Source organism: Leptospira selangorensis (assembly GCF_004769405.1).
GTDB lineage: Bacteria > Spirochaetota > Leptospiria > Leptospirales > Leptospiraceae > Leptospira_B > Leptospira_B selangorensis.
Window position 1 is genome coordinate 171,323 of sequence record NZ_RQES01000005.1, and the last position, 14,234, is coordinate 185,556.

13 protein-coding genes are annotated in these 14,234 nt (G+C 40.0%); 6 read left to right on the forward strand and 7 right to left on the reverse strand.

All coding sequences use genetic code 11. The annotated features are described in order from the left end of the window. Positions 1–98: 98 nt before the first annotated feature. The 4 genes from EHO58_RS02375 to EHO58_RS02390 all read left to right on the forward strand — a co-directional run bounded on the left by EHO58_RS02375 (position 99) and on the right by EHO58_RS02390 (position 4,926). Positions 99–1,793 carry a methyl-accepting chemotaxis protein gene (locus EHO58_RS02375; RefSeq protein WP_135627901.1) on the forward strand — a complete coding sequence of 565 codons (1,695 nt, stop codon included), beginning with the start codon at positions 99–101 and terminating at the stop codon, positions 1,791–1,793. Between the two features lie 84 nt (positions 1,794–1,877). Then, positions 1,878–2,750 (forward strand): M50 family metallopeptidase, encoded by an 873-nt coding sequence (locus EHO58_RS02380; protein ID WP_100708628.1) that lies wholly within the window; start codon positions 1,878–1,880, stop codon positions 2,748–2,750. Further along, a complete protein-coding gene (locus tag EHO58_RS02385) occupies positions 2,743–3,678 on the forward strand; it encodes a UDP-glucuronic acid decarboxylase family protein (RefSeq protein ID WP_425269005.1) in 936 nt (311 codons plus the stop codon). Before EHO58_RS02380 ends, EHO58_RS02385 begins: the two co-directional genes overlap by 8 nt. A gap of 78 nt (positions 3,679–3,756) precedes the next feature. Next, on the forward strand, positions 3,757–4,926 hold the full coding sequence (locus EHO58_RS02390) for a Re/Si-specific NAD(P)(+) transhydrogenase subunit alpha (RefSeq protein WP_135678386.1): 1,170 nt from the start codon (positions 3,757–3,759) through the stop codon (positions 4,924–4,926). Here the strand turns inward: EHO58_RS02390 and EHO58_RS02395 are convergent. From EHO58_RS02395 to EHO58_RS02410, 4 genes are read right to left on the reverse strand one after another with little or no spacing between them, the layout of a single operon-like run. Further along, complete coding sequence (locus EHO58_RS02395; RefSeq protein ID WP_135679089.1) at positions 4,873–5,385, reverse strand: phosphatase PAP2 family protein; 513 nt, start codon at positions 5,383–5,385, stop codon at positions 4,873–4,875. The genes EHO58_RS02390 and EHO58_RS02395 overlap by 54 nt on opposite strands. Before the next feature lie 52 nt (positions 5,386–5,437). After that, positions 5,438–6,760, reverse strand: a complete 1,323-nt coding sequence (gene hisS, locus EHO58_RS02400) for a histidine--tRNA ligase (RefSeq protein WP_135678388.1) — start codon at positions 6,758–6,760, stop codon at positions 5,438–5,440. Between the two features lie 5 nt (positions 6,761–6,765). Next, positions 6,766–7,920 (reverse strand): DUF1577 domain-containing protein, encoded by a 1,155-nt coding sequence (locus tag EHO58_RS02405; protein ID WP_135627898.1) that lies wholly within the window; start codon positions 7,918–7,920, stop codon positions 6,766–6,768. 10 nt (positions 7,921–7,930) lie between these two features. Then, positions 7,931–10,009: an OmpA family protein gene (locus tag EHO58_RS02410; RefSeq protein ID WP_135678390.1), complete on the reverse strand. Its 2,079-nt coding sequence runs from the start codon at positions 10,007–10,009 to the stop codon at positions 7,931–7,933. 51 nt (positions 10,010–10,060) lie between these two features. Between EHO58_RS02410 and folP the strand changes: the two genes are divergently transcribed. Beyond that, a complete protein-coding gene (gene folP / locus EHO58_RS02415) occupies positions 10,061–10,942 on the forward strand; it encodes a dihydropteroate synthase (protein ID WP_208728675.1) in 882 nt (293 codons plus the stop codon). Positions 10,943–10,947: 5 nt separating this feature from the next. On the opposite strand, the gene EHO58_RS02420 is transcribed toward folP, so the two are convergent. Together EHO58_RS02420 and EHO58_RS02425 are read right to left on the reverse strand one after the other, a co-directional pair. Then, entirely contained in the window at positions 10,948–11,964 is a 1,017-nt protein-coding gene (locus EHO58_RS02420; protein WP_135678393.1) for a tetratricopeptide repeat protein, read from the reverse strand. Then, positions 11,918–12,826, reverse strand: a complete 909-nt coding sequence (locus EHO58_RS02425; RefSeq protein WP_135678395.1) for a tetratricopeptide repeat protein — start codon at positions 12,824–12,826, stop codon at positions 11,918–11,920. The genes EHO58_RS02420 and EHO58_RS02425 overlap by 47 nt, the downstream gene beginning before the upstream one ends. Before the next feature lie 103 nt (positions 12,827–12,929). On the opposite strand from EHO58_RS02425, the gene mpl36 reads away from it, so the two are divergent. Beyond that, entirely contained in the window at positions 12,930–13,835 is a 906-nt protein-coding gene (gene mpl36, locus EHO58_RS02430) for an RlpA family plasminogen-binding lipoprotein MPL36 (RefSeq protein WP_100722393.1), read from the forward strand. A 54-nt stretch (positions 13,836–13,889) separates the two neighbouring features. On the opposite strand, the gene EHO58_RS02435 is transcribed toward mpl36, so the two are convergent. Further along, positions 13,890–14,156: a hypothetical protein gene (locus EHO58_RS02435; protein ID WP_135627892.1), complete on the reverse strand. Its 267-nt coding sequence runs from the start codon at positions 14,154–14,156 to the stop codon at positions 13,890–13,892. Positions 14,157–14,234: the final 78 nt, after the last annotated feature.

Consider the following 14,234-nt stretch of genomic DNA (forward strand, 5'->3'; position numbering starts at 1 on the left):
CGGGATTATTTCTCATTCATATTCCGATTTAATAAAATCAAGATGCGAGTATCCTAAATTCGCTATACCAAACTTACCTTCAAAAAATTACTGAAAATATGAGAAAGAACCTACCGATTACGGGCCGAGAAATTCAATTCGCTGAATCGGCAGTAATTATTTCCAGAACGGACTCAAAAGGAAAGATCACTTATGTTTCCCAAGACTTTGCGGATGTAAGCGGTTTTTCAGAAGAGGAGATGCTAGGCCAACCTCATAATATTGTCCGCCATCCGGATATACCGTCTGCAGTTTATAAGGACCTTTGGGACACTGTTCAATCCGGCCGTCCTTGGAATGCGATCGTTAAAAATCGCGCAAAGAATGGAGATCATTATTGGGTGGATGCCACTGTTACTCCTGTTCTTGAAAACGGAGTGATCACCGGCTATATGTCTGTTCGTAAGAAAACGTCCAGGCAACAAATAGAGAAGGCAGAAAAACTTTTTGCCAGAATGAACGGAGAGTCCCAGCTCATTAGATCATTCCTCTCTTTTATAAATTCCCTTCGAGTGAAATTCGGATATCTGGGCCTTGTGGCTTTCACGTTCGCATGTATATTCGTTCCTTCTTCATATTTAGGTTTAAAATTATTTTTAACGGATCCGGTTGCTGCTAGCGTATCATTTCTGACAGTCGTTCTGGGATTTTCACTTTGTTTAAAAGCTCTCTATAGTTTAAAAAAGAAAATGTCTGAAACTTTAGAGATCGTGGGCAAGGTAGTGAATGGAAATCTTGCTTCTGAATTTCCTAGGAAAGAAGGGGTCGAAGATGCAGACAGAATTTATTCCAATTTCAGATGTATGACCATCAGTCTTTGGGGACTTCTGGTCCAAATGAAAGAGAACTACCAAAGAAACCTAAAATTGTATGAGGAACTTTTTCAATCAGTAGGTTCTTTCGAAAGAGTTTCTCAAAAGCAGGCGCATGCTGTGCAAGAAACTGCAGCGGCTTCTCATGAACTTTCGAAAACGATCGATGAGATCGTACTAACTATCAGTGAACAAACCAGAAGTTTATCCAATGTAAATGATAGTATAGGTTCCATTGATGTTTCTTTGGGAGAAACTTCAAAGTCTATGCAAAACTTGGAGTCTCAAGCGGGGAATGTAGCGGATAAAGCCGACCAAGCAAAACAAATCTTTAATGAAGCGATCCAATCCATGGAACAGATACGTTCTTATTCCAATGATATCAATAAGATCGTAGGTATTATAACAAGCATTTCCGAAAGAACGAATATGCTCGCATTAAATGCTTCTATAGAATCTGCAAGAGCTGGAGAAGCAGGAAAAGGATTTTCGGTCGTTGCAGATGAGATCTCCAAGCTTGCTGAACAAACTAAATCAAGTATCAAAGATATCACTCACCTTGTAAAAAGTACATCCAACTCGGTAGAAGAAGGCGCGCTGAAAGTCGGGCAATCTGTAGATGTATTTGAAAATCTTCAGAACTATATAGAAGAAGTTCATAATTCCGCTTCTAAGGTAAAAGGTCTTTTATTAGAACAATCCAAACGACTTGGAGAGATTCGTAGTAGCTCCGATCAGGTTTTGGTTTTAGGAAAAATGATGTCAGGAACTTCCGAACAACAAAAACTTTCTGCAGGCGAGATTTCGGATTCTATGAGCGCAATCTCCAAATCGGCAGAAGACATAGCCGCAACTTCCGAAAATATCAGACATTCAGTGAAGGATACCCTGGAACATTCCCAAAAATTTGGCGGAATTTTGAGTCATTTTAAAACGGATTGAATCCAAAAAACCGGGTGATTTTCATCCGGTTCTTCTTCATTTACCCATAGGAATTCATACAAAAAAGCCGATATCTATTTTAGAATGGAGAATCGTTTCCTAAGGCTTGCACTTTTACTCGCGATCATAGTGACTCTTCTTTCCTATTGGAATCATGGATGGGTTTCTTATTTAAAAGACTTCGTGGTATTTATTCATGAAGCAGGTCATGCGATCGCAACTTTGATCTCCGGCGGATCCGTTCAGATGATAGAACTGAATGGAGATGAAGCGGGACAAACTGTCGCATCTCCTACATCCGGTAAAAGTCCTTTTATATTCGTAGTTTCTGCAGGTTATTTAGGCTCTTGTTTGGTCGGAGGGTTTTTGATCAACAGAGGATTCAAAGGAAGCCTTGTCCGTCCTACCTTATTACTCTTGGGAGGGGCTGTTTTATTACTCACTTTAAAGTACACTTCTTCCGGAGGGCTTGCTCAAAGAACAGGTTTACTTTGGGGAATTTTTCTTTTGGTCTCTTCTTTCCTTCCATTCGGTTGGGATAGATTAATCACCGTATTTTTAGGGACTAGCGTTAGTTTATATAGTTTATACGATCTTTTAGATTTTACCGAGAATGTTCAAAATACTGATGCGGGTATCTTAGCATATTGGGCGACTGGAACTTCTCCAGGGGGAACTGTTCCGAAATCGGTTTTATTCCTGGGATATTTGATTGCTCTGCTCTGGTCCTTTTTTAGCGTATCCATCATATTCTTTTCATTGAAGCGAGCAGTAGCTCCTCGTCCGGTTCCGGATGAGACTCCTGGATTTGATGAAGGGCCGGTGCTAGGTTTAGACAATCCATTTCCGGGAGAAGTTACTCCGGAAGTATTGGAATGGTTTTTAAGCAGGGGTTTGGATCTGAACGGTAAACCTCTTCCACCGGAATTTATGGATATCGAGAGAATTGATGGCTAATAGAGTGCTAGTGACCGGCGGAGCCGGATTTATCGGATCTCATCTATGCGAAAGATTGATACAAGAAGGTAACGAAGTTATCTGTGTTGATAACTTTCATACGGGAAGAAAGAAGAATGTTGAAAAACTTCTCTCGAATCCTCGCTTCGAACTAATACGTCATGATATCACTGAGCCGATCAGACTCGAAGTAGATCAGATTTATAACTTCGCTTGTCCTGCGAGCCCGATCCATTATCAATCCAACGCAATTAAAACTATTAAGACCAACGTTCTCGGAACTACGAATATGTTGGGACTCGCTAAAAGAGTAAAAGCCAGGATCTTGCAAGCTTCTACCAGTGAAGTTTATGGAAATCCGATCGAACATCCTCAAAAAGAAACTTATTGGGGAAATGTAAATCCAATCGGTATCAGAAGTTGTTACGATGAAGGAAAGAGGGTCGCTGAAACTCTTTGTTTTGACTATCACAGAAATCATAAAGTGGACATAAGAGTTATTCGTATCTTCAATACTTACGGACCTCGTATGCTTCCGGACGACGGAAGAGTTGTAAGTAATTTTGTGGTCCAAGCATTAGCTGGAAAAGACATCACAGTTTATGGAGATGGTTCCCAAACTAGATCCTTCTGCTATGTGGATGACCTTGTAGATGGTATCATCAGAATGATGAACACCCAGGACTTCAATGGTCCTGTGAACTTGGGAAACGATGGAGAGTTCACCGTTAAAGAATTAGCGGAGTTAGTTTTAAAAGAGACCGGCTCTTCTTCCAAAATCATTTATAAAACTCTTCCTCAAGACGATCCTGCCCGCAGAAAGCCGGATCTGACTTTAGCTAGACAAAAACTGGGTTATGAACCTAAGGTTCCTTTATTAGAAGGAATCAGGAAAACGGTCGATTATTTCAAAAATCACTTGGATTAATCGTTCGCCGAGAAAATCTGGACCTACTTTTCCCCTATAAGGGAATTTAACCGAAAAATTGAGTTTCGAGTAGGCTGTATGAATATCGGAGTTTTAAAAGAAGCTAAGGAAGAAACTAGAGTAGCGGTAACACCGGACGTAGTTGATGCCTTTAAAAAAATCGGTGCTTCTGTTATCATCGAGAAAGGCGCTGGAGAAGGATCTTTTTTCTCCGACGAAGATTATAAAAAAGCCGGGGCGACGATTCAATCTCGCGCGGACGTGCTGAAAAAATCCGACCTAGTAGTGAGCATTCACTTAGCGGATGGAGCAAGCTTATCTAAGATTAAAAAAGGAGCTTTCTATTTAGGAATGTTCCAACCTGCAGTGAATCCTCAGGTTATCAAAAAGCTTGCAGCTCAAAAAGTTACAGTACTGAGCTTAGATGCGATTGCTCGTATCACTCGTGCTCAGTCTATGGACGTTCTTTCATCCCAAGCAACTGTTGCTGGATATAAAGCTGTTCTTATAGCTTCCACTCATTTGACCAGATTTTTCCCGATGTTGACAACTGCTGCAGGAACAATTACTCCTGCTTCTGTTCTTATCATTGGAGCTGGTGTTGCCGGTTTACAAGCAATTGCAAGTTCCAGAAGATTAGGTGCAGTAGTAGACGTATTCGATACTCGCCCTGAAGTAAAAGAGCAAGTTCAATCCCTTGGCGCTAAATTCGTTGAAGTCGAAGGTGCGACTCACTCTGCAGCTGCAGGTGGTTACGCTGTAGAACAAACTGAGGAATATAAAAAACGCCAGCAAGAAGCGATTGAAAAGTTCGCTGCAAAAGCTGATGTGATCATCACTACAGCTTTGATCCCAGGAAGAAAAGCTCCAATCATCATCACTAAAAAGATCGTGGATAGAATGAAAGCCGGATCCGTAGTAGTGGACCTTGCTTCTCCAAACGGAGGAAACTGCGAGTACACTCAACACGGTAAGGTTGTATTAACTAAAAACGGAGTTTCCGTAGTTGGTCACCAAAACCTGGCAGGTTCTCTTCCTTCAGATGCTTCCAGAATGTTCGCTAAGAACGTATTAAATTATCTGAAACTATTGGTTAAAGAGAAGAAGATTAACTTTGATTTGAATGACGAAGTTATCGCTTCTACGACGATCACTCACGAAGGAGAAATCCGTCACAAACTTACTTTGGATGCCTTAGGTGGTTCCAAACAAGCAGGGAAGAAGCCAGCGGCCAAGAAAAAGGCCTAAGGTCCCGAAACAAGTTCCTATCAACCACCCTCCGAGCACATCGGAGGGAAAATGGTGAAGAGATAATAATCTTCCGATTCCCGCCAAAAGACTCAGCACCAAAAACCATTCCGGAAAACCGAACAAGAACACTAAGATCAATGCCGCAGTCATTGAATTAGATGCATGAGCAGAAGGAAATGAATGTTTCATATCCGGGTTCTGATCCACTTTTCCGGCAACGGTGACTAAAGGCCTCTTACGAGCGATTAACTTCTTTAATACTAAAACAAAACGATCATTCGCATAAGCAACAAGCCCTGCATACGGAATTACGATCCACCAAGGATACGGAAGGCTTCCTTTCCATGCAGCGTAAGCAAGATAAGGAAGAATAAGAACTAACATTATCTCTCCTCGATTGATCCTGGAGAGAGTTCTGTTCAGAAGAGGGGAATGTATTTTTTCGCGAATAAACATCGCGATCGCATAATCGATTTTTTCGAAAGCGGATAATTTTTCCAATGTGTTCTTATCCAAGTAAGGATTTCCGTAAGATGGAGATTAGATCGGATCTGGAAACAGAAGATTGTTCTCCTGAGACGATATCTTTTAATTGAACCTTGTTTTCGGAGATTTCGGATTCTCCTAAGAAGATCAAGAAACGATATCCTTTTTTTTCCGCCGTCTGGATTTGTTTGCCGAGTTTTGCAGACTCGAGCATTGTTTCCACTCCGATTCCTTCTTTCCTAAGTTCTTCTGCAAGTTTCAAAACTTCGGGAAAAACTTTATCATCCATCAAAGGGATTAAAACGGCATTTTTAGAATTCAGATCTTTAGGAACAAGTCCATGTCCTTCTAAAAAGTTTTTGAAGGTTACATCTCCCAATCCGAAACCGATCCCCGAAAGTTGTTCGTTGGAGAATAATCCGATCAGGTTGTCGTATCTTCCTCCGCCGTACAAGGACCTTCTGTTTTCCGGATTGGTATCGAATACTTCGAAAATACAACCTGTATAATAATCAAAACCACGAATGATAGAAGGATCGAATTCCAATTGATCCTTGATCCCAAGAGAGCCCAGATCTGAAAAAAGATTTCTAATAAATTCAACGGAAGAAGGATCTATACCTTCTAATTCTCCGATTGTTTGGAGATTTGTATCTAGATACTTATAGATCAGAGCTAATTGTTTTTCTGGATTAGAAAGTAGAGGTTTGATCTCTTCTTCAAAAGATTCTTTGCTGATCTTAGATTTTTTATCTAAAAGTTTGGAAACCGCATGAGCTTTCTCAGACGCTAGAGCCAGAGTTTGGTTTAGGAATGAATCTAAAATTCCTCTATGAGAAACTTTGATCTGGTAACTTCCTTTAGGAGCTTTAAAATTTTCTAAAATTGCATTAGCGATCAGAATGATCTCAACTTCTGCTCTATAAGAATTTACTCCGAATAGATCCACATTGAGTTGCCAATGTTCTCTGAGACGTCCTTTGCCAGGTTGCTCATATCTCCATAAGTTCGGAACAGAAAACCAACGAATAGGTTTAGCAAGATTTCTAACTTCTCCAGCTACCATTCTTGCAAGAGTAGGAGTCATTTCAGGACGGATCGCAACGTGACGATCTCCTTTATCCGTGAAATCGTACAATTGTCTTTGTACGATCTCTTCTCCGCTTTTTGCCAGATAGAGTTCGAAAGATTCTAGGATCGGGCCGTCGTATTCTTCGTAGCCGAAAGATTGAACGGTCTTCCTCATTACGGAAAACATCCAATTTCGGAATCTCATTTCTTCCGGATAAAAATCTCTCGTCCCCTTGTATGGGGCAGTGGGTAAAAAGGCTTTCTGTTTTTCCAAATCTCTTAGACGCTCTTAATGAAGCTTAAATTCTTCTTTAATAGAGTCATATTCGTCTTGGCATCGTTGGAGCCAACTATTTCTGCACCGACTAGGTAAATTTCCCCGATCTGAGAAATATGTCGGATTTTAAATGCAAATCTCAATGGAGCTTGCATCTTGAAAGTTATATCCGCAGTAAAGAAAGGTTTATGCAGAAAAGATTCGACTAGCTGGGATTCTGTTACTTCCAAAAGAATTCCTCCTTCAGAAGCGTTGATCACGTTTTGACGGATATCAACATCCAGAGTATTGGAGTCTTCTATCCTTTCATTAAACACGTCTTCTAATTCTGCGTATTTTTTCAGAATCGCAGGATCTAAAATTCTATCCTTAGTCTCCGCATAACCTAAAGCAACGAGCTTGGATCCGGAAGGATCTTTGTAATAGATTGGATAGATCGCGAATGATTGTATTTTTCCGGAACGATATACTTTGGTCCTATCTTCCAGGATCATCTCTTCTTCTAATTCTTGTTTTAGATCTAGAATATTGAAACCGTTTGCCTCTTCTTGGGAAAGAGGATCCATGCTGATCGCATCTTTTACAAAGATGGTTTTGCCTGTTCGTTTGGATAAGTCTTGTTCAAAGCTAAGTTCTTTTCCTGTTGGAAACACCAATCTAGAATAAGGATATTCTGATAATATATTCTTATGTAAGTCCGTAAGTAGGATTTGGCCTGAAGTTCCCAGGACTTTGGTGGAATCCTGTTCTTTCTTTAGCATATGAAATCTATGAGCTACTACTTTGCCTTGTAATCCTTCTATCCTTGGAAGAATACGTCCGTCTTTTGCGATCCTTACATACTCGGGTGAACAAATCACTACTCCATCTTCGTGGTTCACTGAATCCACTCTAAAGCCGATTTCCATATGTTTACTTAAGGTCTTGTAAACTGTGATCTCACCTTCTTCGCTTATAGATTCCGGATCGATCCTAAGGAAAATTTTTCCTTCAGGAGTAGTTTGTAGGATTTGTAATTCTTGTTTTAGAGGATTTTCTTTCAGAAAGAGTCCGTTGTTATGTACGTACTCTTTCAGAATATAACCTACTTTTTGGGGATCCTTGATGGTATCCCATATTCTTGGTGATTGTAGGTAAGATCGGTACTCGACTTCCATCTGCTCTCCTTTATAGCTTGCGGAAGTCGACCCTCCTGTTTTTCGCTCTTCCATCTTCGGTAGAGTTATCTTCATCAGGTCTGGAATACCAATAAGCTCTGGTTTTTAACCTAGAAGCTTGGATCCCTTTGCTACGAACGTAGTCAAAAACTTTCCGCGCTCTGTTCCCGCTTAAGCGAGTATTATATTCTTTGGAAGCTATATTATCTGTATGGCCCCCAATCTCTATTTTATCCGACGGATTCTTCTTGAGATAGTCTACAATCAGATCGAGTTGTTTGCGATGCGCGTCAGTTACCTCGGTCTTGTTGAATTCAAAATAGAGTCTAGTACCTAAAACAACTGGGACTTCCGAATCTTTCCTTAATGCTATAGAAATTGTAGAGCCAGGTTTTATATCTTTCTTCAAGATATTAACACTTTCGGAAATATATTTCTCAGCCTTTGCAAAGATCTCGAAATCAATGTCAGGGATCAAGTCGATATGGAAATTTTTTGACAAACTGTTGTATTTTAAGATTTCTCCCTGTCTATTCTTAGGAGTAAAAACTGTAGCGGTCGCTCCAGCAATTGGCTCTTTAGTAGTGGCATCTACCACTACTACATTAAGTCCCTTTCCTTTATCACCGTCACCAGTGTTAACAATCTTACCTTTCTCTTCATCTTTGATAGGAAGAAGCACATAAGTTTTATAAACTTTCTTATTTCTTTCTACGTTTCCACGTAAGTCTAGTTTGTCCTCGGTGGGATAAAAACCCGGAGAAGAAATTTCTACCTTATACAATCTTCCCGTTTTTAAAACGGTTTTAAAGTTAGTCTGGTTTCCTTTAGAAAGATCTCCACCAATTCTTCTGGAGGTAATTGTGCGAGAAGGTCCTATACTATCCGAAATTTTGATAGTAGCATCTAGGCCTATCATTGTGGCTTCTGAGCCGTCTAAGACCAATCCTTGGAAGGATACATCGTAGGAGTTCCTCAGATTTTCGGGGACCTGGAATCTATAAATATCGTACTGGCCCTGTCCTCCATTTCGATTGGAAGAAATATAAGCCCAAAGTCCTTCGTGATCAAAAGAAATCCCTTCAGAATCGATCCCTTCTGCAGTTTCTAAATTAAATGGATGAGGGAGTTTTTCTAAACTTCCAGTTTCCGGAACTGGATGAGGAAGATTTGTTTTCGAAACCGTAAGTTTATCTTCTGCATCTTCTAAGTCTGCATTTCCTGGAAGATTCAAGAAGCTGCGATATAAGGAAAACTTTTTGCGATCATTCTCTCTATTGGAGGAGAAGTATAACTGTTCCCCATCCGGATGAATATAAGGAAGAATTTCACTGGCTTTGGAATTGATCTCCGATCCTAGATTGATCGGACTGGACCAAACACCTGTGGAAAGATTTCTATAACTTACCCAAAGATCATATTCCCCATATCCACCCGGACGATCGGAAGAAAAGATCAGATATTTTCCATCCGGTGAAATAGTAGGCATCTTTTCATTAAAATTGGAATTGATCTCTGAGATACCTATCAAGTCGCTCCAACGTCTTGTTTTTTCGTCTCTCTTAGTATAATAAATATCTAATGCGTCAAAACCTTCTCTGTCCGCTTTTATATTTCGGATAGAAGTAAGGAAAATTTCCTCAGGGTTTCCGAACTCATCGAATCGGATGGAGATCCCACCTTCGTACTTATCCGTATTGAATAGTTTCGATTTTTTTTCTCCGGAAGGGAGTTCCTTTTTATTCTGCTCCCAAATGTCTTGGTTCAGGTTTACAGGTTTTTTCCAATCCGCTTCCCCATCTCTTTTTTTATAGTTTGCGTTTTCGGAGAGCCAGATATCCATCTCCCCTTCGCCGCCTGGACGATTGGATTGGAAGATCAGATATCTTCCGTCCGGACTGATGATAGGATTGTATTCTACGTTTTGTGTGTTTAAAGGAGATCCAAAATTTCTTTCCAGAAGTGTAGGAACAGGTTGGGCGGATCCATCCCAGGAAAATAAAAAAAACAGCAGAGTTCCCGCAAGGACGGAGCTTAGAAAGTGATTTCGTTTCAGAACGAGTCCTTTTCCTTGATTGTAAAAAAACATCTTGTAATTAGTATCGGAACAAAGACGCCAAGTATCAAGATGGAAACTAAGATGGAATCGGACGTTCCGAACAGAATCCAGGGAGAAATTTTCCCTCCAAAACCGATCCTATTCGGGGTTTTGAACATAACCAGTGACTCTTTTTCGGATGGGGGAAAGTATCTACGCGAGGACCTGGCTTTAGCCAAGGCAAAGTCTCTAATAGAAGAAGGTGCAGATGTCATCGATATCGGGGCCCAATCTTCCAACGTAAAAGCAGAGCCCATTTCTGAAAAGGTTGAATGGGATCGAATGAAAGAGATCATCTCCGAGCTTAAAAAGGAGAAGGTCGCAATTTCTATAGATACATTCAGACCTTACGTAATTCGAAAGGCATTAGAAACAGGCGTAGATTATATCAATAATATCAGAGGTTTTGTAGATCCGGAAAGTTTGGATTTACTAAGAGAAATAAACGATAAGCACACAAAGTTTGTGGCTATGTTTTCTCAGGATCATTCTATCAAGGCTTCCGAACTCTCAGATCTAAAACCGGAGACAGTAGTGCCTCTTGTTTTGGAATTTTTCAGAGAGAGAACTAAATTTTTCGAAACTTTAGGATTAGCAGATCGTTTGATCTTGGATCCCGGTATGGGATTTTTTCTAAGTCCGGATTATAAGGTAAGTTTCGCAGTTCTTTCTAAAATTACTGAAATCCTTTCCGAGTTTCCGAATCTAATGGTTTCGGTTACTAAAAAGTCTTTTTTAGGAAATGCTTTAGGCGGTTTGCCTGTAGAAGATAGAATTATTCCGACTGCGATCTCTGAAACTTATCTTTGGTCCAAAGGAGTTCCTATGATCAGAACTCATTCTCCCAAAACTTTTTTACTAGCGATGAGAACCTGGGAAATGTCTCACGGAGTCTATAGTCCGCAACGCGGGCTTCAGGAGTGAAGCGATTATCGTCCGTAACGAATTCGATCCATTGTTTCTTTTCCTTCCGGAGTCAAAGTAGGAAAAAATTCCTCTTCAGTGAATTGTAATCCTTTAGATTTCAATTTTCTAAAATAAGGAAGAAGTGGAGAAACATCCGCCTTAGGATTTTTGGAAAGTAGAGAAAGTTTCCATAATTCTAAAAATACCAAAGATTCTTTTTCGGATTCCGGTGTTTTGTTGATCCAGTCCAATGCTTCCGCATATCTTCTTTTCTCACAATAAGCATGAGCAATATAATATTCTAATTCCGGAACTCTTTCTCCGGTTCCGCTCAAGCTCAATCCGAAAACTAAAACATCATCCCATTTTTCTAAGATATGGGCCATCTTCAACATTAGGCCTCTTGCATTTTTATGGAATGGGCTTTGTTGTAGGATCTTCTCCAAATAATAATAACTTTTGGACCATTCTTGTTTCGAGAAAAAGTATTCTGCCAATCCTTCCCATGCAAATACTTCTTGGCCTGGAATTGTTGAAAGTGCATCTCTAAAAATCACAAGTTCTTCTTCTCTTTGTGCTTCTATAAGAAGGTTCTCAAATTTTTTACGTTCGATCGGCGGAGATTGTTTTAGGAATGTTTGCAGGAATTTTTTAGCTTCAGAAATATCATCTACTAGATAATATAAACGTAATAGGTTGAGCGCCGGGACGGGGTTATTGGATAGAAGTTTTTGTGAACTTAGAAATTCTTCTTCCGCATCATCGATGAGAGAGAATCTAACGAATAAAATGCCAAGATTATTTTTGTCCGGAGCAAGGATTGCTTTTCCCCTATGGGTTTTTGCTTCCCAGGGACTTTTTACTGAGTCTACCTTCTCCCTTGTATAATCTGTAGCGGGAAGATATAAAAACATAGGATCGTTTTCGATCTGTTCGTTATTTCTGACTGGATATAAGCAGGAGAAGAATAAAAGAAATGGTAAAAGAAAAAGATTAACCGTTTTCAGAAGTGGGATTTTCCTGTAGGTTTTTCTGCGCATATAATAAATACTTTAAGGCCCGCTCTGAATCTCCATGAAACAAATACATAAGAGAAAGATCAAGCGCGTCCTGTGCTTCAGGAGCTTCGAAATCCTGCGGACTTTCCTTAGATAGAGTGAGTTTATTCTTAAATTCATCCAATTTTTTTCGGGTTAAAACTTCTAGATTATCAAAGAATACTTTCTCTTCAGGTTTAGGCTTTTGTTTTGCTTGTTTAATCGAGTCATTGAACTGCACAAACCCTTGAGCAGTTGAAGTTACCTTCTTAAGAGTTTCGAATGACTGTTTATAATTTCCAAGTTTAACATGGATCTCCGTCATTAGGATTTCCATTCTAGGATCATTCGGATTGATCTGAATTGCTACATTTGCAGCCGCCAATGCTTGTTCCCATTTTTCAGTATCAAAATAGATGGTGGCAAGTGCTGCATAAGCAGTTTTATTTTTAGGATCTAATTTGATCGCATTCTTGAGATAAAGTTCGGACTTATCCGGACGATCCAATTGTTTATAACAATAAGCGAGAAGAAGATGAGAGTTTAGATATTTTTTATTTAACTCAAGAGAACCTTTGAGAGCCTTAACCGCAGCATCCAAACTTCCGAGTCGATATAGCTCCACGCCGAGGTTATAATAAAGTTCAGTGGTTTTTCCAAGTTCGAGCGCCTTTTGATAGGTCTTGATTGCATTCTCAGAGTCGCCGGTACGAGAATAAAGTGCACCAAGGTTTAGGTATGCTTTTTGGAACTTGGGGTTCATTCCCAAAATTTCAGAATATACCTTGGCCGCCTGGGAGATTTTCCCTTCTTTTTCGAGTTTTAAAGCCTCGTTGAACTTTCGTTTGATATCGGCCTCGGTCATATCCGGAATATCGACTAAAATTCCCCAGAAAACAACCTGAAAAAAACTTCAGGTAAAATGTAAAAACCTCCGAAAATATAACATAGAAAGACAGAGGTCCGAAATGAAACAGATAGCCGCTATCTTCGCGTTGATAACAGTCACTGCTTGTGCTTCTTCCGAAACAAGAAGAAGTATCAGCGCGTCCGGAGATCCTTCCGAAATATTTTTTGAAAAAGAAATCGTTCCAATGGACCAAGAGTCCAAAAGGGATTTGGTTCTGGCTAAGAATTCTTCCGCATCTAGAGGATTGGATGATCTTCTTGCGGATAATAAGCCTGTAAAAGCCACAACTCCTTCCAGACAACAATCAGGTTCTAATGGAGAATTCGACGAGGTCGGATATTCTTCTTGGTATGGTCCTAAATTTCATGGCAAGCCAACTGCAAGCGGAGAAATTTTCGACAAAACAAAACTGACTGCAGCGCACCCAAGCCTTCCTTTAGGTTCAGTGGTTCGAGTGAAAAATCTGGAAAATGATAAAGAAGTTTTAGTAAAAGTAAACGACCGTGGACCTTTCGTAAAAGATAGGATCATCGATCTTTCTGAAAAAGCAGCCGAGAACTTGGAATTCAAAGATGTAGGAATTGCAAGAGTTGGGCTTACTGTAGTAAGTAAAGGTGGAGCAGCTGGAGAGTCGGAAGACATGGAAGGTTTGGAAGACGAAGAAGCTCTTCTTAAAGAGAACAAACCTGAAAGACTGACTCCTAAAAAAGCTGTGACCCCGGCTCCGTTAGTAAAGGGAGCTCCTAAAGGACAAACTGTCCAGGTAGGAGTTTTCAGAAACAGCAGACTCGCTGAAGACTACAGAAAAAATCTTTCTGCAGAATATGGTGAGAAAGTATATCTTTTCGAAAGAGACGGTATGTTTGTCCTTCAGATGGGTGATTTTATGGATCGCGCAAAAGCGGACCTTCTAAAATCCAAATTGAAAGAAGACGGAGTGGATTGTTTTATCCCTAAAAAATAAAACTCTCATTCGGTCTCTGAAAGAAAAAGCCTCCCATTACGGAGGCTTTTTTATTTAGTTCCTATGTGCCCTACAACCTTTGACCTTCATTCTGCTAGCACAAATTGCTTTCGATAGTTGAACGTATCCGGGAAGACAGGTACCTGTTCCCTGTCCGCATGCAGGATCGGCTATTAATAACATCGCAAAACAATTATCATAATCTTTTAGATCTTCCGCACAAAGATCCTCGTGACTTACTAAAAGTCCACAATCTGAAAATGAATAGAGTAGAATTGTAGAAAAACAAATTAGAAAAATGGCCCTTATTTTCGACTTCATAAACCCTCTGCCGCAAAGGCGGCTAACGAATATAACCCAAAGGGTAAGAAAGAAAGTCAGTTTGTCAAAAAAAAAATC